This window comes from Candidatus Woesearchaeota archaeon, from assembly GCA_018303405.1.
Taxonomy (GTDB): Archaea; Nanobdellota; Nanobdellia; order Woesearchaeales; family JABMPP01; genus JAGVYD01.
Genome location: JAGVYD010000012.1, coordinates 22,777 through 46,835, shown reverse-complemented (window position 1 = coordinate 46,835; position 24,059 = coordinate 22,777). Strand labels below are relative to the sequence as shown.

General features: G+C 46.8%; 15 protein-coding genes. 7 read left to right on the top strand and 8 right to left on the bottom strand.

Features of this window, described 5'->3' with window-relative positions:
• Nucleotides 1–59: 59 nt before the first annotated feature.
• The 5 genes from J4227_04625 to J4227_04605 all read right to left on the bottom strand — a co-directional run bounded on the left by J4227_04625 (nt 60) and on the right by J4227_04605 (nt 13,270).
• Nucleotides 60–10,280 (bottom strand): S8 family serine peptidase, encoded by a 10,221-nt coding sequence (locus J4227_04625; protein ID MBS3109785.1) that lies wholly within the window; start codon nt 10,278–10,280, stop codon nt 60–62.
• Nucleotides 10,281–10,335: 55 nt separating this feature from the next.
• On the bottom strand, nt 10,336–11,097 hold the full coding sequence (locus tag J4227_04620; protein MBS3109784.1) for a SurA N-terminal domain-containing protein: 762 nt from the start codon (nt 11,095–11,097) through the stop codon (nt 10,336–10,338).
• Nucleotides 11,098–11,628: 531 nt separating this feature from the next.
• Nucleotides 11,629–12,468 (bottom strand): TPM domain-containing protein, encoded by an 840-nt coding sequence (locus tag J4227_04615; protein MBS3109783.1) that lies wholly within the window; start codon nt 12,466–12,468, stop codon nt 11,629–11,631.
• Complete coding sequence (locus J4227_04610; protein MBS3109782.1) at nt 12,465–13,022, bottom strand: LemA family protein; 558 nt, start codon at nt 13,020–13,022, stop codon at nt 12,465–12,467. The genes J4227_04615 and J4227_04610 overlap by 4 nt, the downstream gene beginning before the upstream one ends.
• 17 nt (nt 13,023–13,039) lie before the next feature.
• On the bottom strand, nt 13,040–13,270 hold the full coding sequence (locus J4227_04605; GenBank protein ID MBS3109781.1) for a zf-TFIIB domain-containing protein: 231 nt from the start codon (nt 13,268–13,270) through the stop codon (nt 13,040–13,042).
• Between the two features lie 354 nt (nt 13,271–13,624).
• Between J4227_04605 and J4227_04600 the strand changes: the two genes are divergently transcribed.
• From J4227_04600 to J4227_04585, 4 genes are all read left to right on the top strand, one after another.
• Complete coding sequence (locus J4227_04600; protein ID MBS3109780.1) at nt 13,625–13,846, top strand: hypothetical protein; 222 nt, start codon at nt 13,625–13,627, stop codon at nt 13,844–13,846.
• Nucleotides 13,847–13,911: 65 nt separating this feature from the next.
• On the top strand, nt 13,912–15,027 hold the full coding sequence (locus J4227_04595) for a methyltransferase domain-containing protein (protein MBS3109779.1): 1,116 nt from the start codon (nt 13,912–13,914) through the stop codon (nt 15,025–15,027).
• Between the two features lie 173 nt (nt 15,028–15,200).
• Nucleotides 15,201–16,208 carry a hypothetical protein gene (locus tag J4227_04590; protein ID MBS3109778.1) on the top strand — a complete coding sequence of 336 codons (1,008 nt, stop codon included), beginning with the start codon at nt 15,201–15,203 and terminating at the stop codon, nt 16,206–16,208.
• A gap of 69 nt (nt 16,209–16,277) precedes the next feature.
• Complete coding sequence (locus tag J4227_04585; protein MBS3109777.1) at nt 16,278–16,691, top strand: secondary thiamine-phosphate synthase enzyme YjbQ; 414 nt, start codon at nt 16,278–16,280, stop codon at nt 16,689–16,691.
• Here the strand turns inward: J4227_04585 and J4227_04580 are convergent.
• From J4227_04580 to J4227_04570, 3 genes are all read right to left on the bottom strand, one after another.
• Nucleotides 16,666–17,334, bottom strand: coding sequence for a hypothetical protein (locus J4227_04580; GenBank protein MBS3109776.1), 669 nt, complete (start codon nt 17,332–17,334; stop codon nt 16,666–16,668). The two genes, J4227_04585 and J4227_04580, sit on opposite strands and share 26 nt — an antisense overlap.
• A gap of 58 nt (nt 17,335–17,392) precedes the next feature.
• Nucleotides 17,393–18,283 carry a type II methionyl aminopeptidase gene (map, locus tag J4227_04575; protein MBS3109775.1) on the bottom strand — a complete coding sequence of 297 codons (891 nt, stop codon included), beginning with the start codon at nt 18,281–18,283 and terminating at the stop codon, nt 17,393–17,395.
• Between the two features lie 146 nt (nt 18,284–18,429).
• The gene (locus J4227_04570) at nt 18,430–19,011 is read right to left on the bottom strand and encodes a metalloprotease (protein ID MBS3109774.1); all 582 of its coding nucleotides are present in this window, start codon (nt 19,009–19,011) and stop codon (nt 18,430–18,432) included.
• Between the two features lie 391 nt (nt 19,012–19,402).
• On the opposite strand from J4227_04570, the gene J4227_04565 reads away from it, so the two are divergent.
• The 3 genes from J4227_04565 to J4227_04555 all read left to right on the top strand — a co-directional run bounded on the left by J4227_04565 (nt 19,403) and on the right by J4227_04555 (nt 24,058).
• Nucleotides 19,403–19,969: a hypothetical protein gene (locus J4227_04565; protein MBS3109773.1), complete on the top strand. Its 567-nt coding sequence runs from the start codon at nt 19,403–19,405 to the stop codon at nt 19,967–19,969.
• 158 nt (nt 19,970–20,127) lie between these two features.
• Entirely contained in the window at nt 20,128–22,074 is a 1,947-nt protein-coding gene (locus tag J4227_04560; GenBank protein MBS3109772.1) for a glycosyltransferase, read from the top strand.
• Nucleotides 22,075–22,165: 91 nt separating this feature from the next.
• A complete protein-coding gene (locus J4227_04555; protein ID MBS3109771.1) occupies nt 22,166–24,058 on the top strand; it encodes a glycoside hydrolase family 15 protein in 1,893 nt (630 codons plus the stop codon).
• The last annotated feature ends 1 nt before the right edge of the window (nt 24,059 follow it).

Here is a 24,059-nt window from a genome sequence, read left to right as displayed (position 1 = left end):
TTTTTATTTTTTCATTTTATGTTTATTTTTTATTATCCAATATCTCTCTCTTTGCGCTGTTAGGCGCACAATGGATCCAATTCAGGATCGCACGCCTCGACGGTAATATTCACCTGGTCTCCCGGGAATGCAAACAAAGGCTTGATGATGTCCAAAATCTTCGGCGCTGAATTTGTGGGATATATTAATAGGTTCAGTATTCTCGTCGCTGAAAGCAGCCCGTCGCTTGCCCGAACTGAGACGATATGCGTCCCGACATCCGAAATCCCCGGCGTGAAACTGATTAAGCCTGATGCTGTGATATTGAAGGCAGTGCTGTTTGACGTGAAATTCAGCTCATCGCCATCCGGGTCAGTGGCATTAACCTGATAAACAAACAGCGCGCCCTGCAATGTGGACATCGTTGGCATAAACTGGATCACGGGCGGCCTGTTGGTCATAGTTATCTCAAGAGGAACAAGCTGATAGTCCGTATATTCGCCGTCGCTGACACTGAAATTCACTGTGTAATTCCCAATCTGCTCAGCCTTTGGCTTGAAAACCACGCCGCCAGTGTAAAGGTTGACCGTGAATAAACCAGAATCCTCATAAAATAGCAATGCGTCCCCGTCAGGGTCAGATGCTGTGATGTTTCTGTATAGGTAATTTCCAACCTTTGCTGTTATGGGCGCAATGAAGTCAAGCACCGGAGGCCTGTTTACATCAATTATATAGAGCACAAAATCAGTTGTCACATTTCCGGAACCGTCGCTGGCAATTACCTGCAGCTTGTACTGGCCAGCATCGTCATAATTTGTGCTGAGCATGAATGTCTGGCTTGACAGAGTAAACCTGTCTGCAATTGGCTTGGGGAAATTGATGCTCGGCAGGTCCTTTATGTAGAGCTGGATGGGATCATTTTCCTCGTCTGACACATTCACAAATATTTCAATGGCAGACGCCTCATCAACTGTCCTGGCGCTGATGGGCAATAATGTAGGGGCAATGAATGTCCTGTTCTCAACTGAGAAGTTGTATTCCAGGGCCAGCAGGTTATTCTTTGTATCCTTGCACTTGATGTACCTGGTATATGCGACATTATTGCTCAGGTTGGTTATGTTGCTGTAATGTATAAATCCATCAGCAGAATCAAATGGCTGCATCAATGAAAATCTCAGGCCCTTCTGCTCTGAAATTGCACATGAGCTAACTTCATCGGTTTCAAGCCGGAGCGTGAAATTCGTTGTGTTCACCGGGAGTTTGGATTTTTCAGGTGGCGTTAGGCTGAGAATCTGCGGTGGAGTGTCATCAATGTTGAAATCAGCTATCAGCCTGCTCATGATAATGTTCCTATCCTCTGCGGATGCAATTACCTCAAAGGCAAAGGCAAAGTATACGACCTTGCTGTTTGGGTCAATTTTCCTGAGCCCGGCGGCATTTGCGCCAATGTAGGTGAACACTGTCTCGATCTGGGAATTGTTTGCAAGCGGAGATGCGGCAATCTCCTCGCCGCCTTCTCCAATGTCAGCAAGAAGCCCCCTGCTGACCGGATCCTGGTAAATTCCGACAATATTCTGAAGCTGGTCAACTGACTTGGTGTAGGCTGCCCCTAATCCTGATGAGTAGAAATCAGTTCCAGAAATATCCTTGCCGATTTCTGATCCTGACAGGAAGAGCCGGCCGCCATTTAGGATGTAGTTTTGCAAAATTTCTGCCTCTATCCCATTCAGCGTAGATTGGCTATTGCCGGTGTACCAGATTACAAGCCTGAAATCATTGACAAGCTTGTCAGTTATGATGCTTGATGCGGTATCAAAAAACACGCTGTCATAGCCTGCAGAGGCTATAGCCTGCAAATAATCCTGGGACCCTGCCGGATCGGCGCCATCGGAGACCACAAGGAGCACCGACTTGTCTGAAACCTTTACCAGCTGCGCCAGCCTGTTGTCCGCCAGGTATGTCTCTCCGGGCACTGGCGAAGCCATTACGCTGATATTGTGCACACCAAGCGATGGCACATAATCAAACTTGGAAATAACAGTCTCATTGCTCGCAATAAGCAGAGCCTGGCTGGCAACAATTGTTGCATTGTCAAATAATTGGAAGGTTACGGACTCTGAGTCATTTCCGGTGTTTCTTGCAACAAAGGCCACTTCAATCTCCTGGCCGAGCTTGGCTGCGTAAGGCATTTCCAGCTCTGACACCTCAACATTGTCAATTGGGATCTCAAATGAAATGGAGTCAGTCGCCGGATTTAGCGCAAGATCCAGAACATTGACCGTCAGATTGTGCATGCCGAATCCAGGGGTTATGTCAAATCCCTCAAGAGGCGCTTGTGCTTCTGGGCCCTGGTCCAGGATGTAGCTGGCATTCAGCACATTTTCATTGACCTGGAATTTGACAAATGCCAGATTATCCTTAATAACAGAATTGTCAGACGGCGATATTATGCTGACTGTTGGAGGAGTTGAGTCAAGCCTGAAAGCCGAATAGGAAGCAATGGCAGTATTGTTGTTATTGTCAGTTGCCGTCACAGAGATGGGATAAGTCCCATCAGCCAGCGGGGCCTGAAGGGCAGTTTCATATAATCCATTTCCGATGTTGAAAGACATTGTGTAATTATTGCCCAAGTATTTTGCGACCACGCCCTGCAGTGCCTGGTTGTCAGTTATATTCGCAACAACAAGGAACATGGAATTTGCAATATTGCTTACCGCAGGCATGACTTCCACATTATGGATTATTGGCGACTGGTCACCTGCTCCGACTATATACAGGCCTGTTGAATCAATGTTCTCGAACAAGTTGAAATTGCTTTTCAGGATGGCGCCTGGAACAACAGATGGGACACCTCCCTGTATGTTATATAATTGCAGAGAGCCCTTGACAGCATGGTCAAGCAGGGCCGTGTTGTACTTTAGTGAAATGTTCAAATCCCCTATCAGTGCCTCTACACCATCAGGGGAGTTGACATTTAGAAGCTCATTGACAGACAAAAATCCAAATCCTCCATACCCTTCATCGGGAGCTTTGGAAAAAATGATTGTCCCATCGGCAATGTCATTGAGCGCAGTTCCCTGTATCCTGATTCCATACTGGCTCAGCAAGTCAATGTCCAGCTTGTCGCCCTGCAACGCGTTAATGGCCATGATTAAATTCCCGTCAATCAACTGCGACTGGATATTGGATTTTGGGCTTACAGCAGCCTCAAAAATGCTGTCCCCGTCAAAGTCAAAATTCATTGTGAAGCCAGGGGAGCTGAGCATGTCAACAACTGCGACTGAGCCTTGCTTGATATTCATGGTTGGATAGTCAATGGCAAAGCTTTCATTCCTGAGATTTTGCCGTATCCTGAGGGTAAAATTGCCAGTGCCAAATGCATCAATCAGAATCTTATAATCGTCAACTTTTTGCAATACATCAATCCTGATTTTTTTGGTCTTGTTGTCAAAGGAATAAGATGACAATGGAACTGTGGCTTCAAGCTCCCCGCTGGGGAGTATTCCGACATGATTGTCCTGAGAATCATACAAGTGGACGAAGACCGGTGAGCCGACAATTACGCTGAATTCTGGATCGAAGATATTCTTGCCATCCCCTCCTACGCCCTGCGCGATATCTGACCCCCCCACAATATAGGCGATGGTTTTTGCTATGTCTATCTGCTCAACAGGAGCAGTAAGCTGGAGAGTGCCTTCAATAATGGACTTATAGAAATTGCCAGTGATTATTATTGGCACAGTATTCAGGGTTGTTTTTTCCAGTGCCTTATGCTGCGCATCAGCAAAATAGAAGGATGTATCGGGCGTGATGATTATGTCGCCTGAATATTGCGAGAACAGGTTTTGGTACTTGGCCGGGGAATTGCCGCCAACTGCGCCAGCCACAAAATTCTTGTACAATGGGCCCTGCTTGACATATATATTTGCAAGCTTGCCCAGGACATTGCTTGATGGGATTATTGTATTATGATCCTGGATATCCTTGGCAGCTGCTGAAATATCAGCATTTGAAGGCGAGCCAGACAAGTAATAATAGGCAAGATAGCCATTGTTGTCGGTTGTGAATGTTTTTGTTGCACTGTGGATATCCTTTATCACCTTGTCAGCGCTGGCAGAGACATCGCCGAAACCATGATCAGAAGTGATTAGGAAAATTGACTGCTCCAATCCGTTCACGCCGGCAAGGGCGTCAATGATCTGCCCAACTTTAGAGTCTGCATCTGTGTAAGACATGCTGCTGGACGCTGTTGCAAGCCCGTGATCCTGGCTAAGCAGGTAAACAGATACGAAATCCACGGGGTCATTGTCAGACTGGTCGTCATAAGAGTCAATGCTGTTCAGATAGGTTGTCAAATCATTGAAATTATTGATTGTGCCTCCGGAAAAAGAGACATCAATGGCAGTGTTCTTATTGGGGTCATCTGATGGGATGCCCTTTGTAATCGGGGCCTCAAGGGATGCCATGGTCCTGCTGTTTGCCGCCAGGACATCAAAAATCGTTTCTGTGCCAGCTGATGTGAGGTGTGAATTTATCTTATTTGGATCAGTGAAGAGATCAATGACCTGGCCACTTGCCCTGAACCTGTCTCCAGGCACACCGTGGTCTTTTGGCAGCAATCCAGTCATCATTGAAGTGTAAGCGGGGAAAGTCAATTGCGGATAAATGCCTGTAGCTGTGGCCTTCAGGCTGGTGTAATCAGCCATAAGCTGCTTCATCCTTGGCAAATTGCCATTGGCCAGCTGCTGGTTAAACTTTGCAGAATCCATGCCATCAATCACTATAAGGAAAGTTGTGTGCGGCAGTGTCTTCTTGAACTGGAATGTCATTTCGCCGTCGAGGATATGGGTCCAGCCAAGATAAAGCTCGGGCCGCATGGTCTTTGACCATTTGTTGCGCTCCATCTGGATGAAATTCAGTGCCGGCGGCGCAGAATAGTCTGCAGGCTTGAGTATCTGCACAGGAGTGCCAAACACTGGGCTGTCAAGCGGACCCGTATTTCTCACAAAATAGCCGGCATTGTCCGAAGAATTTATGCCATCCATATCCCTGAACGCAATGTTCGGCCCGTTCTCTGTCACAGCCACTGTTGGCCGTGCATTCTGGCCAATATCAGCCAAAGGGGCCACATCAATTATCTGGACATTGCTTATTTGCGTTTCGTCGTAGTCCGCGCCAGGTGAAACCGTGCTTTCAAATTGCGCATACTGGATGTGCGTTTCAGTAGGATAGACCAGATGCACCCTTCCATATTTGTCAACATCAATTCCCGGCGTGTAATGAATGCTGAGAGTATTGTCTGAAGAGACCATCACGGGCATGCTATAGTCGACAATTGCTGACTCAGGATACTCAGGCGGATTTGCCAGCGGGATTGCAGTGAATTTTGAATAGAATATTCTGCGGTCTGGCACAGTTGAGATTGAGGAGGTATATTTTTGCAAGTTCCTGTAGTAAGCCACATGGATATCCCCATTTTCATCAACTACCAAATCTCCATTGCCAATATCATCCCCCAAACCTTTCACTTCGTCTACAGGCCACCAGCGCCAGGAGCCGCGCCTTGGAGATGCTGTGGCTATGTCGGACATAACCTTTGTTTCCTCATCGAGTGCGATCTGATATGAGTTTGAAGTTCGCGATGGCTCGCCAGATACTGCATCAGGAATATCCCATTTCCATGGCCAATGCACAGTGCCGTGCGATATTACGACGCCTCCGCCTGTGGTCTCCTCACGGGCATAGGTCGCTACTTGCAGGCTGTCGCCGAAATAAACTGCCGGCCCGCCCTTTATGTCAAGAGTTGAGGTGGTTGGCACAAGAGGATGTGGGAAGACAACATTCTGCACTGTGAATGCCGCCACCGGGTAAATCTGCTGGAAATAGAATAAATCAGGGAACATCAGGAATACCTTAGAGAGGATAATCGGCATGTCGTTGGTTGGGTCAATCTCAATTCGCGGGTTTGAAAGCTGAGGGTCCCAGAAATCGTCCCAATAATAGATAACAATGTCCACAGCATTGCCCGTACTCCCGCCTATGCTTTTGCCGAAGTCCGTTTTGTAGGTTCCTGCAGTTCCATTGAGGGCCATGAAAATAAGCCATTCAAAGCCTGTTGGATGGATTTCTGAAATGATGAATGGATTGCCCTTGCTGTCAACAGCAATGTCGGGATTCCTGAACTTGCTGCCATACCCTTCCCTAAGGACTTTCCATTTTACTGTTGTGTCCGTGCTCCAGTCATACAATTCTGCATGCTCCCTATCGACGGTGAATTTTGTGCCCCCGAGGGAATACCCATAGACCAGTTTGGTGATTTCATTTCCAGAACTGTCCTTGCTGATCTGAACGCCTACCGCATGCAGTGTATTGCCTGAGTCTATGGCAAACTTGACCTGCTCGACAACCCCGAGCACGCTGAAGCCATCCGCATCCACAATGTCCATAGAGGAGTTGAAAATTCCGTCCGGGTTGACTCCTGCGCCAAGGTCCACAACGAGGTCATAATCCCCGCCGACAAGGTCCGGCGCCCATATGTTGGTAGTTGCAGATTGCACCGTGCCAGCTGTGAATGTCAATTGCTCCTGCGTGTTGCTTGGGTCAGCGTCATATGCCTTTCCATCCTTGAGGCTGCCCTTCTTGACAATATGCAGCTTGCCTTTCTTATTGGCATCCTCTGAAATGATGTCAGTAGCAGCAAAGGCAGCGTCCTTTTTGTTGAAATTCTGCTCCTTGACGCCAGTTGAAATGGCTGACTCAACGACTCCGCACGTATTGCCATTCGCCGGATTTACGCATTTGACATTGAATCCTATCCTGCCTGAATAATCAAGCACATCTACTGATGCCTCGAATTTGCCGTTGTTATTGGCGTCGACCAGAATATTGAATTCGCCGTTTGACAGAATTATTTTTTTAATGTCCTTGCTTGTTTCCCACAGCAACTGCCCGCTGAATGTGCCTGCGTTGTCTGTCATCACGCTCACTGCCCCGGATGACTGCTGGGCCAGGCTTGAAATGGACTGGCCCTCTGCCAGGCCAACTGCGTCTGAATGCTTGATTGCATAAACTTTTACGCTTGTCCCATTGGGCAAGCCAACGGCAGCGGCATAAACTTTTTCACCAATCGAAAAATTATAATCGTATTCGCCCGCGGCATTCTGGGAATCTGCCCCGATGACAGGGGAAACAACCAGCGCAAAAGCCTGCGGGTTGCCCGCGATTGACGCGGCGATGACTGAAATATTATAAAATCCCTCAACTGCATTTTGCAGTTTTACTTTTTCGACATTGTTGACTGCATCCTTTCCTGCACGAGTTGATTCAGGGACAGAGAAACCATTGGCCTTGAAAATATTCCCGTGGAATTTTTCACCTTTAGGGTCTATAACAAGAAGGTCGAGGTCATTGACAAGGTTATGGCTCGGCACTGCTGTTGGCTGGTCCATCCACACAAGGGTGATGCTGATATTCACTTTTTTGGAAAATCTTATTGGGACGCTGCCCAATGCAATGTATGATACAATGTCGTTGTTTGCCTTGAGCTTGTTCGGGTCCTCATTATCCTTGTAAACAAGGCGGGTGGCAAGTCCTGCAGGGAAAAGTGCATCATCCATGCTGAGCATTCCCCATCCCTGGTCATTGTCCGGAGCATTAGTTGCGGTCATGCCACCGGGGCTTCCAAGCTTCCCAATATCCCTGGCGCCGTTGATTATCATTGCCTTCATCAATGACGACGAAACGTCATTGTATCCTTTGAGCTTGGTGAAATACTCAAGAATGACAGCGAGCGAGCCGGCCACGTGAGGCGTTGCCATGCTTGTACCGCTGTTGTACATGTAAAATTGTGTGGCAGCGCCCGGCATGTTTGGATTGGCCGGGATTGGCCTGACATTTGAAGTTGTGAAAGGCGCTCCAAAATAATTTGCATTCAGATAAACAAGCAAACCAGGGATATCTGAATCCCTTATGTTGAAATTCGAGACAAAGACATTGCCTGAGCTGTTCAATATGTCAATGACACTATAATTTCCCTGGAAGGCGGAATATGGCCCTCCGGGAAGGCCCCTGCCCACGCAATCGGAATGGTTGATGCCCCCGTCCGCGTTGGCATCACTGTCATCCACGCATACAGTGGACCTGGTGGATATTATATAATGTCCTGGCGCAACAATATCAGGCTTGATTCTCACTGTGTTAGCCGTGAGTGGATTCGCATTTGGGCCCCGGCTGCTGAATCCTGCAATATCATATATATTGTCTGCATCTCCAGCTATTGTACCTATTGGAAATCCGCTTTGATAATTGAAATTTGGAGGCCCTGTTATTCGCCTGGAGGTGGTGACATAGAAATTGCCAGCATGCGGCCCTGCAGCAGGCGGGGCTGGAAGTGCCCTCAGCGATTCAGTTGCCCCGACTGAAATGACATTTTTTGCAACTGCCTCCGGCTCAATGGAATTTTGGCCGGTCCCGCCGCACGGATTCTGCTCCTCATTGCCAGCTGCGAAAAGCATTGCTGACTTTGGAAATTGGTAGGTCAGCTGATCATAAGTCTGGGCAACAGGAAGATATGCGAAACTGCAATTTGTGCCGCCCCAGCTGTTTGTGAGGATTTTGTATCCTTTCTGCATGGCATACTGGGTGCCTGCTGCATTGTTTCCTATTTGCTTTAAGTACATGAATTTTGCATCTGGGGCCGCGCCCTTGAACATGCCGCCAGACAGGGAGCCGTCCCCGACTGCGCTTCCAGCGACGTGCGTGCCGTGGCTGTTTGTATCAGTGGCATTGCCCGGCAGTGCTGAGGAAAGCCGGACTTCAAGCAGCCTGCCAATAAAATCCTGCATCAGGGTTGGATTTTTGGTGCTGCAATCAGTGAGCCCAAGGCAGCCAATGGCAGTATCAAGGCCGGTGTCCATAATGCTGATATTATGCCCGGCGCCGGTCAAGATTGTCCCGTAAGTTCCCTGGTGCATTGCATTGATTCTGGTAATCCCCCGCGCAACATCATTTTTCTCGGTGACCGGGTAATACCTGCCAATCATGAATACATAAGGATTTTGGGAAATGTTCAGGAGAGAATCAACTGAGAGGTTCAAGGTGACAGTGTTTTCAAATTCCCACATTATCTGGGCATTAAGGCTTGCCAGCTGCTGCAAAACACTTGCGCTTCCACCTGGAAAGTAGGATATTTCAATCTCAACATTTGTTCCAGACCCTGCGCCTGTTGAGGCCAGGTAATAAAGGTCCTGCCCCAATTTGAACGCTGGATGGTAAATGTCAGCCCATCGCACATTGGCATTTGACTGGATCTGGAGTTTGGTCTGGCCTGACTGGACCAGGAATGCATTTTGAGCAACAGGGCCAAGCGATGTAGCTGAAATGCTTGAAAATGTAGAATCCTTTTGCGAGATATCATGAAGCTGCACGATAAAATAGCCTGTCTCTGTGGATGCCAGCAAAGGCGGATAGATGCTATAGGCTTCATTGACCGGGTCGAATACAAACCAATTAAGGATTACATTGATGTCACAGGCATCTCCTTTTCCATCATGGTCTGAATCAGCCTGGTCTGGATTGGAAATGCTCTTGCAATTGTCCCTGAGGTTGATTATCCCGTCAGAATCCAAATCATCGTACGGATTTTCAGTTAAGTATGGGTCGTATTCAACATTGCCAGAGAGAGCTACCTCAATCTCCGCAGGGAGGGTTGTGCCCCAGTAATTATCAATCGCATGCACAGGCCCGGCAGCTGCGTTGAATGCACCCCATTGGGTATTGGAGAAGATCGCGTTGAAGGATGCATTTATGGCCGACAATGAATCTGATGAGATGCCGATTGAATTGTTGAAAATTAAGCCATAGGTCACGGCAACATCGGAATTTGAGGCTTCAACACCGACATTGAAACCAATAACCTCGCAATTGGTAATCAGCACATCCTGTGAATTGTTCACAACAATGCCTGACCCATTCTGGTGGCCTGTGATTCCCAATCCGGTGCAGTCCAGGGTTACATTTGAAGACAGGATGTTTATGCAGGTGGAAGCGGAATCCAGATTTTCCGTCAGGTACCATGTTCCCGCGGAATTTATATCAACAGGGCATGCCGCAATCATGTCAGCTGATGCAGGTTCGGCCAATGCCAGAAAAGAGAAGGATAGGCAAAGAATAAGAAAGAGCCTCGAATAAAATGCATCGGCACGAAGAACGCCTGAGCTACTGGCACTTCCGGCACATCCGGCGCTTCCTGCGCCTGCGCTGCCCCCGGGGTTATTGGCCATTCCTTTTTTTGCTTGTTTCATTTTTGACCAGTTTGATTTTTGATTTTTAACTTGTGGATTATGCCCTGCATTCGGATTATGTCGCGCTAATTGTTTCCACATACCCTTCAATTATTTCCTGCTGCTTCTGCTGAATGAGGAGATTCCGCACCCTTACCCTTATCATTTCCATTGCGTCCGGGTTGTCCAGGAAATCTGAAAAGGCTTCCTGGTTTGCTGCGATAAACGCATCGACTTCCCCCACTGTGACTTCGATGCTGTCGAGGTCAACATTGTCTGTGATCAATTTGGCAATCTCAAGGTTTGTTTTCATTTCAGACTTATAGGATTCCATTGACATGCCCCTTTCAGTGAGCTCTGCCTGCAATTCCTGTTCAGTCATGCCATACATCTGAAGGCTGGCCTGGATAGTAGAATCAACAAGCTCATCGCTTACCACAATATTCTGACGCTGGGCTTCCTGCTGCAGAATTTCCCTTGTCTGTACAATCTCCTCCATGGTCATTGCGGAGGCATCAGCTACACGTGCATCAGCTCCAGAGCCAGAGAAACTTGCGCTTGCACTCAATTCCGGGGCGCCCTGAGAATCTCCGTCCACAACAGAATCCTGCCCATTTACACTGACAGTGCCAGAGCCAGTTACCATATCGGATGGCGAATTTGTGTTTTCAGAATCTGAATTATCAGCAGCGCCGCTGTCAAATCCAAGGTTCTTTGACTTGCTCAGCTTGGAGAATTCTGAAACTGAGTCAGCATACGCTGCCTTTCCGGTGCTTGAGGATCCGTCCCCGCCTGTTATCTGAAAATACTTTTGCAGAAGGAGCATGCCAGATACCATGGCTATGGCAATTAAAAATATCAAAATAAACCTATTCATGATTTTTGGCTTCTTCAACTCTGTGCCCCCAACTTTCAATTTATGATTTTGATGTGAAACAGTGAAACATTATCAGCAGTGAATCATAAACAGCGCAACACTGCGGGTTCGTGCATAGTGGCTGATAGTGGCTGGACAGTGGCCCATACTCACTCAAATTTAGCAGGGCATAGACCTGTCTGAACCAGTTGAAATATATGGCCCGCCTATTCACCCTTTTATTGCGAAACTGTCTGACTTTACAATTGTTTAGTTAATTTGTTTATATAGCTTTGCCATTTGGTATATGAAAATATGCCGAAAATGTGTCATGTGCCCCAAATATGCCCTCAGCCCACCTAATTTCTGAAAAGAACTGCCGGAAATGCTTACAGGTAATTATAGTTTATGATTATTCCAGGTTATAGCTTATTCTGGTTATATTATAGATTATAGTTAGGTTATTATTACTGGCTTACTGGCAAGATTATAACTAGACCGGTAAGATTATGTCTAGCAATTAATGAACCTTCCGCCAAAGCCGCCGCCGCCGAAACTGCCTCCCCCTCCTGAAAAGCCCCCAAAACCGCCGCCGCCAAAGCCACCTCTTCCTCCTCTTCGACCGCCAAGGGAGCCCAGCAAAATTAAAGTTGCAACGTCCTGGAATACCTTGTCTTCCTTCTTGGACTTCCCAGATGCCAGCCTGATAACAGCCCGGGTCATGAAAAAAAATCGCATTATGCCCATTATCAAGGCCAGCAAGACTATAATTGAGAATATGATTATGTTTCCTGTTGAAATTTCTGATGCGCTGCCTGCATCACCTGACTGCAGCTTGACAATGTCAGGGTCAGTTGAGCCCAATATTACCTTTGATGCAGCATCAATGCCTTTGAGAATTCCCAGCCCATAATTTCCTGCCTGGAAATCAGGAACCATATATTGCCGCGACAGCCTGCCGAGCAAGGGGGTGTTCAGGGTTGATTCCATGCCATAGCCGACTTCCCAGCGGTATTGCCTGTCTTCAGTTGCAAGATAGAGCAGGACGCCATTGTCAGCACCCTGCTTCCCAATCCCGTTTTCCTCTGCAAGGCTTAAAGTCCGCTCTTCGAGCGTTGTGTCAGATGGGATTTGCGCTTCGGTGAACACAACGAACTGCACGCCATTGGTGGCCTGCTCGAGCTCTGTAAGAATCCGCGTCAACTCGAGCTCAGTTCCTGCATCAAAAACATTCGCATTGTCCACAACATACTGCCGTATTTTGACAGATGCTGCCTGGGACATGGCCAGGCCTGGCAGGATAAATAACAAAGAAATGAAAAAAAAGGCCAGCTTGGTCCGATTCAGCCTCATTGTCCGAAGTCAACAAGTGGAGCTGTCTCTGCACCTGCAGCAGCTTCGAAGTATGTTTTGTCAGTGTAGCCCAGGTTCCCTGCAACTATGTTGCTTGGAAAAGTCTTGATTTTCGCATTGAATGCCCTGACAAGGTCATTGTACCTTTTTCGCTCCACTGAAATCTTGTTTTCAGTGTTGGCCAATTCGTCCTGCAATGCCTGGTAATTTTGTGTGGCAGTCAGCTGTGGGTAATTTTCAGCTATCACAAGCAGCTTTGACAGCGCAGATTCAATTTGGTTGGCTGTCTCTATCTTCGCATTTACATCAGGCGCTGCCTGCCATTGGCTTCTGAGCCTGGTTATTTCCTCAAGTGTGCCTGCCTCGAAATCAGCAGCACCCTTCACCGTCGACACCAGGTTGGGAATCAGGTCAACCCTTCTTTGGTATTGGGTCTCAACATTTGCCCAGCCACCATTGACGCCTTCATTCATCCTGACAAGGGTATTATAAATTGATATATACGTCAAAACAAGCAAAACAATAACTCCGAGCACAATCAACCCGCCAATCATCCACGGATTCCGTTTCTTCATTTTTTACCACCTTTTCCCTTCTTCTTTCCGTTACCTACCCTTTTTTTATTGTCAGCTAGGATGCCTGATTTCTCCAAAACCGCAATCTCGTGGCCGTCTATCCACATTCCATGGCACTTGTCACATACATCCAGGAGTATGCCTGCAGGATGCTGCAATTTCCTCATAGGCTGCCTGGCGAAAAATCCCGAGCATCTTGGGCAATTGAAAATATTTTCCTGTTCCATATAAAGCATCAATAAAGGTGACTATTTAAATATTCTGCTTAGAATGGCCTTGTCCGAAAAGTGAGTTTGGGCATCAATTTTGCGAAGCCCATTCCCGGAGGGATTATGCATTTTTCGGGGTTGTAGAGGAGAAAAATGCAATTCGCAGGAAGCCGCAATGCTGAGCGGATGCCCAAACCGAGCCGGAAGGCGAGTTTTCGGATAAGGCCACTTAGAATGGATTTGCCCAATAACTCCATAAAAGTCCGACTATTTGGACAGAAAAGGGGCTTTTCGGGCAAAGCCGTTTATGGCAAAAGGCAGTTCTTGACAATAGACAATTAAATTCTTAAACACCTGCAAAATCCAGCATTCATGCGTGAAAAATTCATTGACTACCTGATTGAACAGCCGGGCTATAAGGTGCAGGGCAATTACCTAAGAAGACAGGATAATACCATAGCTGGCCGCCTTATCGAGGATAATTGGTTGATGGAGCCAATTCCAGAGGAGGTCATAGGCTATGTCCTTGGGACAGGCAGGTGCATGCCGTGCAAGCTTGTTGAAAAAGACCTGACTAATCCGGGTGCTCCCTGACTAGTGTCCTAATACAGTTGTGATTTATAGCAAATATTATTAATGCGGCCAATTAATTTGCCTGCATGGCATCAGAACCAGCTTCTTTGAAGGAATCTGCAAACAAAATTGAAAAATTGATCAGGCAGGGCATATACAAAGACAGGATAAAATCAAGAGTCCGATCAGGGGATTTTGAAGAAGCATTCTCCATTGCCAGGGCGCTTATAAGCAACTCCAGGACTGGGAAATTGCCGGATTCTTTTGCCTTTAATGAATCTGACTTAAGATTTGCAACAAACCAGGTTATTGCGGCATATCGCGCAAAGAGGCTTGCCTGCGACGAAATTGTGGATGTTGGATGCGGCATTGGCATGCAGGCCATTGCATTTGCGAAAACATGCAAAAGGGTAATTGCCGTCGACATTGACCCCAGAAAAGTGGGCTATGCAAAATTCAATGCTGAAAAAGAAGGAGTTGGCAATATTGAATTTCACTCCGGCGATGGAATGGCTTTGCTTAAAACCATAAAAAAAGCAGATGTGATTTTCTGCGACCCGGAAAGGCCTGCCACGGAAGCATCGAGGTCTCTTGGCTCGCTTCAACCTGCAATCCAGGATTTGATTGGGTATTATGGAAAAATCTCTGAATCCCTTTGCATAGAGCTGCCTCCGCAGATCAGGTGGGTTGCCCAGGATTCTGAAAGGGAATATATAAGCCTCAATGGGCAGTTGAACCGGCTTAACATTTACCTCGGCAAGGCCAGGCTGTCAAATATCTCAGCTGTTTGCCTTCCGCAGGAAGCACGGCTCACAGACAAGGATGAGGAAAACATTTTTGCTTATGCCTCCCCGCTGGATTATATATATGAGGTTGACCCTGCTGCAGAGCGCGCTGGGCTGGTGCAGAGAATCCCCGGGCAAGGCTTGTTTATGTATGAAAAATACCTGACTTCTGAGAAGCTGGTTAAAGGGGATTTCTTCAAGGCAAGCTACAAGGTTTTGGCTATTGAATCAAATGGCAAGGATGCCATAAGGCATAGCCTAGCAGGCTTCAATGCCAGGAAGGCTGTCTTGCATGGCAACATTGCGCCTGACAGGTATTGGGAGGAGAAAAACGCAATCCAGGCAGGGCTGGCCGGGGAAAAGACCCTGCATGTTTTTCTGGGTGAGGATGAGGCAATAATTTGCGAGAAGGGCTGATTCTTAGCTGGATTATTGGACCATAGTTATAAGGCCATGGCTAAATTATGAGAGTTATAAGAGGCCTAATTGAGTTATCATATAAAGTATGATAAATAGAAAAGTTTTTATAATTGTAATTCTATGCCCCCCTGCAGGTTGAAGACATTACAGTGTGTACAGAGTGGCTAGAAATGGCATATGAAGGGACTACACTGGATGACAGATACGAACTGGTAAACAATACTATTTCTAATGCCGGAAAACCGAACCTCAGGTCGCAGTTGAAATTACCCAGCAATGGACAGCTTCCGCCTGGCCTGATGCAAAAAATTATCAATATGGGAAATGGCCAGGGACCAAATTACTCAATGGATACAAAAGAGGCAAGGCTGGGCAGAAAGTTTTACCACAGCGGGTCTTATTCTTCCGAGGAGGACAGGGAAAAACATTATTCCTTTGTGTCGGAATTCGGAGATGGGCAGGCAGTCATTGTGACTGTATTCCCAAACAGGCATTCACTTGATGATATAACCTACCAGGATATGCGCGCCATTACCGCAAGCGGAAGTGAATTGGCCCGATTGTTTTCTCAGGATGAAAGTCTCGAGGGCCTGGTTCAGGTGTATAAAATAACAAAGAGGCCTGAGAGCAAATCGCTCATGATCAGAGGGTATACATTGCCGGCGACAAGCGACACGAGAGCCGTTGCTGATGACGAGTCCAGGTGGGTTGAAATGCTTATGAAACCTGGATATGGAGTGGAAACCCCCCTGGAAGCATTCAAGCAGAAGAGTGAAAAAAAGGAGCTTACCTTTCACTGGGATGAATTCAGCCAATTGTCAGTGCCATATGATGTTCTTAATCCCCGAAGGATAGATGCTGACACAAGGATTGCACGGTTGGAATACATGAACCCGGAAGAAAGAAAATATGTGGGTGAAAATATGCGAGGGGCCGTGGAAGTGCTTTTGCGGGACCCGGCAGTACAGGAAATTGCGATTGTCGTACACGAAGCGAGAAAAGGGAAGGAGCATTTGAACAGGGTGCACTACCATATTATTCCCAAAGTTAGTGACTACAGAATACCGCAGCCGGCTGAACTGTTAGGCCCGCTCAGGAACCATTATTCACGGCAAAAGCCGCCAGAACGGGAGCCAATGCCCAAGAGGGAAAAAGAAAGAGTGCTGGTGGCAGCGTAGCGGCATTTTTATTTCCAATAAATTTTTTCTGATATAGATTTAAAAACATGAAACATATCCATGAAAAATATGAAGCCTTACACAGAATATCTCTGGTTCAACACCAAGAAGAAACAGGAATTTCTCAACATTACCGGCCAGGTCGAAAATGCGGTCAGGAAATCCGGCATCAAAGATGGCCTTGCCCTGATAAATCCAATGCACATCACTGCAGCCGTATATGTGAACGACGCAGAATCTGGGCTGATAGAGGATTTCCAGGCATGGCTTGAAAAGCTTGCGCCATATGGCCTGCCATACAGGCATCACCAGACTGGCGAAGACAATGCTGATGCGCATTTGAAAAGGACCCTGATGGGACACCAGGTTGTGATGCCAGTTACTGACGGAAAACTGGACCTCGGGCCGTGGGAGCAAATCTATTATGCGGAATTCGACGGGCAAAGAAGGAAAAGGGTCATTGTGAAGGTTGTCGGGGAATAGGGGGAACATAAGGTTTGAACATAACAGCATGCGACTTTCCATCTGGTTCTTTGGCAAGGGTAAAATCCACCCTATAGGTTCCGCCATCATAATTTGCCGTGACAACAAGCCTGCCATCAGGACTTTTTGGCATGGATGACTCGCCAAGCACAAGCGGGTTCTTCAGATGGTGGTGGTCAACTAGGCCATATGGCTCATAAACTGCCACTAGCAGGGTGGCATCTTTGGGAGTGGTCCGGGTGAGGTAATTCCTAATTGCCGTAATGCCGGACACCCAGGGATTGTCAGATTCTTTTATGCGCCTGTAGCCGCCGGGCAATATGCGCTCAAGCGAAAGCTGCCCATCCATTTGTTGGGCAAGCAAAACCTGCTCTCTCAATCCAAGAAAATCCAGTTCGTCATCCATCATCCTTTTGGTTTCTTCAATGTAATTCCCGGAACGGTATAATTTCAAAACTCCTGACACAAAAGCACCATGGTTATCGCCTATCATGCGCGCAAAATCCCCATAATTGCCATGCTTTTTCGGATTGTAATGTGCATAATTTTCAGAAACCAAAATGTCCAATTTGCGGCGCGCTGCCTCAAATCGCTGCTTTTTTTGGGAGCCTCCCCCTTTATAATGCATTCGATGCGGTTTCATGCATATGCGTTGAGAAGCTTATTTTTAAAGCTTGGCTATAGTTGCCACTCTTAAGAAATCACACCTTTGTCAAGACTTCAATGCCATCTTCGCCAACAAAAATGGTGTGCTCGGCCTGGCTGACCATGCCGTGCCTGACATCAACCAATGGGGGATAATCATGCAAGACGCCCAACTGCTTCAAGTCTCGCATGGCATAATTCACCTGGGCTTCGGGGAATTTTTTTGCAAGCCACCTGGTGCAGAAAGGCAGCCCCCTGTACTTTTCTATTTCCTGGAAAACCTTCTTGGTGATGATATTCCGGATTCCTGCCTTTCGGGAGACAGAAAAAATCATGGCATTGCCAGACTCATAGATTTCACCTTTGCCAAGCGAGGCAAAAGGCTCAATGGCAATAATCGAACCTGCCGCAACCTTCCTTGCATCTCCTGTGTCATAGTTTGGCACATTAGGGGAGTCATGCACGACAAACTTGTTCAAACCGTGCCCGGAAAGATTGATTACAGGCGAGAAGCCTTTTGAAGTTATTTTGGAATGCACAGTTGCGCCGATTTCGCCAAGCGACCCTCCATCCTTCAAAGTCGCGATTGCCGCTTCAAGAGCTTCCTTTGCAGCATTGACAAGGTCTGCGTATTTGCCTGAAAGGTCAATGGTCACTGCTGTGTCGCCAATACAGCCGTCGACATGAACGCCGCAGTCCACTTTAACCAATTGGTCAGAAAATATTGTTTCATCGTTGGGGACAGGAGTGTAATGCGCAGCGCAATCGTTCAGCGAGATATTGACAGGAAATGCAGGCTCTCCGCCGAGCTCATAGATTTTCTTTTCAATGATTTCAACTGCATCAAGGATTCTTGTTCCTGGCCTGACAACTGTGCGCGAGAATTCCCTTACTTCTGCTGTCAGCCTGCCGGCTTTTCTCCATTTCCCAAGGTCTTCGATTTGCATTAGCCAGAACAATCCCCTGCAGAATATAAAGTTTACCCATTGGCAAGCTTTGCCCAAAAAGTGAGTTTGGACAACATCTCAGTTGGAAATATTGCCACATCCATCAACGGCCTATCAGCAATATTATTCATCTTACAATATTCATCTTACAATAAAGTAAACATCTGGGATGCCATGACCAGGAAAATGCTGATCAGCAAAGTGATGATATAGGCGAGCTTGCTCCATGCCCAGACTTTCCGGCCGTCGAAATTGCCAAAGGGGATCATGTTGAATGCAGCCAGCCATGCATTGATCATAAAGCCATAGGCAATGAAAATTGCAGGCAAGGAAAAAATCAAACCCGAAATCGCAAAAAGGATGGCAATGCCGATATTTGTCCATGGGCCTGCCGCTGAAATAATCCCATTTTTTCTCATGTCAATATGGCCGTGAATGAAAACTGCGCCAGGCGCTGCAAAGACAAAGCCAAAAAAGCTCATTATAATGGCCAACAGCAGCATCTGGTCAAAAGACCTGAACTCTGCCCATGCACCATAGGCCTGCGCCACAAGCTTGTGGGCAAGCTCATGCAGCAGAAATCCAATGCCGACAGTAAAGGCAGCTATTACCATCACCTGCAAGAATTTCGTAGTCAATGAGAAACCGCCGAGGACAATTGCAAATGCCAGGCTTATGGCCAGCCAGGCCTTGAAAAGCTGGCCTATCTCCGTTGCGGAAGTTGTTATTGGCCCCAGGTGTATTATATCTGTCCTTCTTCCCCTTATGTAGATAGCATGCGCCATGACATCCTGCAAAACCCGCTGTCATTTATAAGTTTTAGGGATGGCAGCTTCCCGACGACAAAAATTTGGAGGTCATATATATACTTTAATCTATATTTTATAACACCGCAAAGTATTTAAATGAAAAATGGCAAAAATTAAGTTTAAGACCGTTCATGAGCATGCAGGCCATATATACAGGTTATATATGAGTGTGCTTTAGGAAATGGCTTTTCGATAATGATGGATTCTGAGGGGGGACAGACCAGGTTCAGTATTATCAATCTAAAGGGCAATCCTTGTGTATGTAGGCAATGGAATGCGCCCACACTGGAATAAACGATCACCTAATCCTATGGCAAAGAAAAAAACTGAAAGTGTGCCTGCAAAAAAGGCAGCTGCGCCAAAAGCAGACGGAAGCAAAATTACCAACAAGAAAATCTTCGAGCTAGTTGGAGAAGTTGTTGGCGACGACGCAGTGAGGGTAGTTGAATACCTCAAGGACAGGCAAAACATCAGCGAGTTCAAGATTGCGGAAAAGACCAATTCTGAGATTCACATGATAAGGAATATACTGTACAGGCTGCACAACCAGCATCTTGTGACCTATAAAAGGAAAAAGGACAGGCAGAAGGGATGGTATATCAGCTACTGGACATTCAACAAGAGAAGGGTCAAGGATCTCGTAAGCCACCTGAAAATCCAGAAGATTTCAAGATTCAAGGAAAGGCTTGAGAAAGAGGAGAAAAATAGGGGATTCTTCTTCCTGTGCAAAAATGCCTGCGTCAGGATGGATTTTGACCAGGCGACTGAGTACGAGTTCAAGTGCCCAGAGTGCGGCACGCTTCTTGACCAGCATGACAATACCAAGACAATAGAGACATTGAGGGAAAAGATAAAGGAACTGGAAATCTTGATATAGTTGCATGGTTGTTCTCGATATTTTTCAGCTAAGTTGCATAAAATATTTAAATGAAAGGAGAATCTCTATGGCTAAGATCTGCATGTATTGAAGCAGAATTTTTTTAATTTGCAGGTCGTACAGATAGTTTATTTTTAGAGCAGCACGGTGGAGGAACCATGAGAATACTATTTGCAAGCCAGTCGTTCTTTCCCAACATTGGTGGTGTTTCAACACACCTGCTTAATTTGGGAGTAGGGTTGCAGCAGCGCGGGCACAGCGTGTCTGAAGTGCATTTAAGGCCGCCAAATGCGGAAAGTTATGAGGAAATCAGGAATATTTCTGTATTTCGAGTGCCCAAGGAGCCTCTGGACAGGAAAATGCTGGCCGGTTACTCACGGTTTAAGGAAGCTGTGTATAATGAATCGCATGGCCTTGCTGTGGGGTTTACAAAGGACCCTGTGGAAAGTGAGGGATATGCGGAGTATTATAAGGTAAATGATGAGATAGGCAACCAGCTTGACAGCCTGCTGGAAAAGGAGCTTCCAGAAGTTGTGCATATACATGATTTCCAGCTTCTTTTGCTTTACAGGTATATTCCAAGGGGCATTCCATTGATATTCACATGGCACATTCCTTTTGTGCCCACAATGTCCAGGTTTCTGAAGGAATTCATGATTAGGCACATGAACGAATTTGACAGGGTGATTTTCTCAACAAGGGCTTATGCCGACGAAGCCGTCAAACACGGCCTGATAAGGGAAAAAGTGGAGGTTATTTGCCCCATCACGGATACAGCACTGTTCAAAAAACTGGATGTGCCGCCAAGCAGGTTCAGAAAAAGATACCGCATGAAAAAGAATGCGCAGGTCATTTTGTGTGTTCAGAGAATTGACAGGAAAAGCGGCCACGAGCAACTTATCAGGGCAATGCCTGCGGTGCTAAAAAAATACCCGGAGGCAAGGCTTGTGTTTGTGGGAGGCAAATCATTGTCAGGAAAAATAAGCAATGACAGGAAAGTGTATGAAAAAAGAGTGAAGGATGTGATAAAGGAGCTGGGACTAAGGAAAAAGGTAGTATTTACAGGGAATATAGATTATGAAAGCCTGCCGGAAGTCTACAATTCCGCGGATATTGTTGCCCTGACCTCAAAACTTGAAGGGTTCGGGCTGTCAGTCACAGAAGGGATGGCTTGCGGAAAGGCGATTATAGGCACAAATGCAGGGGGCATTCCGGAACAGGTCAAGCACGGCTATAATGGCTATCTGGTCGGAGTCGGGGATTACAAGGCAACGGCCGCATACATCATAAAACTGCTGGGCGATGAGAAACTAAGAGAAAGGATGGGCCAAAATGGCATGAAAACTGTCAAGAAAAAATTCCTGAAAAGCTATACGGTAGACAAGCATATAAAGCTATACCACGATGTTCTGCTTGAGAAAACTGAGAGATACAGCCCGCGAATGATGAAGTTGGAGGATGTCCAAGGCCTTGTCACGGACCTTGACAGGACTCTGGCTGATGTCCCGGGAAGAGTGGGCAACGATGTCATTAAAGCCCTCAAGGGATTGCGAAAGCCCCTGATACTGTCAACTGGCAGGCCAAAAAAATTTGCCATAGATTTTTATAAGAGGTATCCCATTTTTGACGCTGTTGTGTCAGAGAACGGAGCGGTTATCTATATGAGCGAAGATGACAGGATGATTACAATCACCAACAAATTTGTTGCAACTGCCATGGGCAGGATAAAGCATGAGGGTATCAAGGCAAGGTTCGGCAGCGTGATAACAAGCGTAAATGTCAGGGACAGTTCCCGACTGGAAAAAGCATTAAAGCCAATTCGCAAGCATCTCAAGCTGGTGCGCAATGTGGACGAGATAATGGTCCTGCCAAAAAATGTGGACAAGGCGACAGGCAGCAAAATTGCACTGGACCTGCTTAAATTAGACCCTGGAAAGGTCATAATTATAGGGGATGCGGAAAATGATGTGGAGCTCTTCAACCTTCCGGGTTATAGGGTTGCGGTTGCAAATGCCCATGCTAAACTGAAAATGGTGGCAGACCATGTTACCAAAAAGCCAGCTTCAAGAGGGATAATAGAAATCATTAACCAGTTGAAAAGTTGAGGCCTTGCCCAGAATGATTATGCCCTCGCTGCCGGGCCGGGCCCTTACCACCCAGGACACTGGATGAAGGGTACAACACAAGAGGATTGCTATGCCAAGACAGCAATATTACGGGATTATTGGCAATGGGGAGACCTGCGCTTTAGTCTCACCCACCGCAGAAATTGACTGGCTATGCCTGCCAAAATTCGACGGAAATATTGTCTACTCCAGGGCCCTGGACAGGATTTCAGGGCAAAGCTTCGGCCTGTCGCTGCTGGACAACAACAGGGAGCTCCTGGTCCAAAACACAAAACAGGCCTATATCCCGAAAACCAATGTCTTGCAGACAACAATTTCCTTTAAGCAGACAACCATGACCATCACTGATTTCTTCCCGTGGAAACAGAGATTCCTCTTCAGAATCGTTTCTGTGAAAAACCTTGCGCCCAAAACAAGGAGATTCTCAATCCGTGTTAATTCAGGGATAGGCAGCTCCCAAAAAAAGTTTAAGGACCTGGCTGAAACGCAGATGATTTCCAAAAAGCCCATGGCCAGCCTCGGCATTTACCTGAAGCCGGAGAATTTCAAGGATTTCAAGCTGAAGGAGGGAGGAGAGAGGAATGCCAGCCTTGTGCTGGCCTATAGCGAGACCGCACGGGCGGTGAGGGGCATGCTGAACAGGGCAAAGTACATTGATCCCGAGCTGGAGTTTGGGAGAGCAGTAAAATTTTGGCAGGACTGGATGGACAGGGGAAAAAGAATTAAGCTGGACCATATGGAATTCAGCAAAATGCTGGAGAGAAGCCTTTTGACCATGAAGCTGCTGATATTTGAAAAGACAGGCGCAATGATTGCTGCGCCGACTGCAAGTTTTCCTGCGGTGCCCGCGGGGACAGACAATTGGGACTATAGATTCTGCTGGATAAGGGATTCGTATTTTATGAGCAGGGCATTGCTGATGACCGGGCATTTTGAGGAAGTTAAGAGGCAGCTCAGGTTTTTTTATTTCATTCAAGGCAATGATGGCCACTGGAAGCAGCCATTCTACACAATAAACGGCAAGACTGCCCCTAAAGAGATGGTCCTGAAGAAATTAAGAGGGCCCAATATGGAAGAGATTATTCGTGTCAATAATGGCGCCAAAAACCAGCTGCAGCTTGACAGCGAGGGGAGTGTTCTCCACACCACTTACCTTTATTATGTTTTCACTCAGGATGTGGAGATGCTTGAGCATTGCTGGACAAAGATAAGGAAAGCCGCAAATTGGATTCAGGCTAATTACAACAGGCCGGAGAACGGGATATGGGAATTCAGGGAAAGAAAAGAGCATTGGGTTTATGGAAAAGTTCTGTGCTTTGTGGGCCTGGAGTCGGCAATCAGAATGGCCAATGTGCTCGGGCACAAGTATCCAGATTCTTGGGAAAAAACAAGGAGCAAAATGAAAAGCGAGATTACAAGGAATGCCTGGTCAGAGCAAAGGCAGGCCTTTTTGCAGAATTATGACGAGGATGCGCAAATTGACATCTCGGTGCTTGCGGTGGAGGATTATGGCCTGGTCGAGCCGGGTGACAGGAAAATGAGGGCAACACTCAAGCTGATTGAGGAGAAATTAATAATGGACAAGGGGGCTGTAAAAAGGTATGAAGATGCAGTCTTGCCCTTCTTTCTGCCCACACTGTGGCTGGTCAGCCATTATATAAGGTCAAGGAATCTCGCCAAGGCAAGAAAGATGCTGCTTGATGCCATAGAATTTTCAACTGATTTGTACCTCTGCGCCGAGCATTTCGACCAGCATAGCGGACAACAGCATGGCAATTTCCCGCAGGCCTTTTGCATGTCCAGCTTTGTCGAGCAGATTATGAAGATGACGGAGGATAGGAATGTCCTGGAAACCCTGATGGGAACTGTGGAGGACAATATCAATTTTATTGTAGACCTGGTAAAAAAGCTGAATGAAAAGGTGGTTTCCGGATTTCCAAAAATACCGGGAATCAACAAATGAA

What these genes read in the sequence shown, in the direction of transcription:
- J4227_04625 (MBS3109785.1), bottom strand. Translation starts at nt 10,280, where the DNA reads ATGAAACAAGCAAAAAAAGGAATGGCCAATAACCCCGGGGGCAGCGCA.
- J4227_04620 (MBS3109784.1), bottom strand. Translation starts at nt 11,097, where the DNA reads ATGGTATCTGGCATGCTCCTTCTGCAAAAGTATTTTCAGATAACAGGC.
- J4227_04615 (MBS3109783.1), bottom strand. Translation starts at nt 12,468, where the DNA reads ATGAGGCTGAATCGGACCAAGCTGGCCTTTTTTTTCATTTCTTTGTTA.
- J4227_04610 (MBS3109782.1), bottom strand. Translation starts at nt 13,022, where the DNA reads ATGATTGGCGGGTTGATTGTGCTCGGAGTTATTGTTTTGCTTGTTTTG.
- J4227_04605 (MBS3109781.1), bottom strand. Translation starts at nt 13,270, where the DNA reads ATGGAACAGGAAAATATTTTCAATTGCCCAAGATGCTCGGGATTTTTC.
- J4227_04600 (MBS3109780.1), top strand. Translation starts at nt 13,625, where the DNA reads ATGCGTGAAAAATTCATTGACTACCTGATTGAACAGCCGGGCTATAAG.
- J4227_04595 (MBS3109779.1), top strand. Translation starts at nt 13,912, where the DNA reads ATGGCATCAGAACCAGCTTCTTTGAAGGAATCTGCAAACAAAATTGAA.
- J4227_04590 (MBS3109778.1), top strand. Translation starts at nt 15,201, where the DNA reads ATGGCATATGAAGGGACTACACTGGATGACAGATACGAACTGGTAAAC.
- J4227_04585 (MBS3109777.1), top strand. Translation starts at nt 16,278, where the DNA reads ATGAAGCCTTACACAGAATATCTCTGGTTCAACACCAAGAAGAAACAG.
- J4227_04580 (MBS3109776.1), bottom strand. Translation starts at nt 17,334, where the DNA reads ATGAAACCGCATCGAATGCATTATAAAGGGGGAGGCTCCCAAAAAAAG.
- map (MBS3109775.1), bottom strand. Translation starts at nt 18,283, where the DNA reads ATGCAAATCGAAGACCTTGGGAAATGGAGAAAAGCCGGCAGGCTGACA.
- J4227_04565 (MBS3109773.1), top strand. Translation starts at nt 19,403, where the DNA reads ATGGCAAAGAAAAAAACTGAAAGTGTGCCTGCAAAAAAGGCAGCTGCG.
- J4227_04560 (MBS3109772.1), top strand. Translation starts at nt 20,128, where the DNA reads ATGAGAATACTATTTGCAAGCCAGTCGTTCTTTCCCAACATTGGTGGT.
- J4227_04555 (MBS3109771.1), top strand. Translation starts at nt 22,166, where the DNA reads ATGCCAAGACAGCAATATTACGGGATTATTGGCAATGGGGAGACCTGC.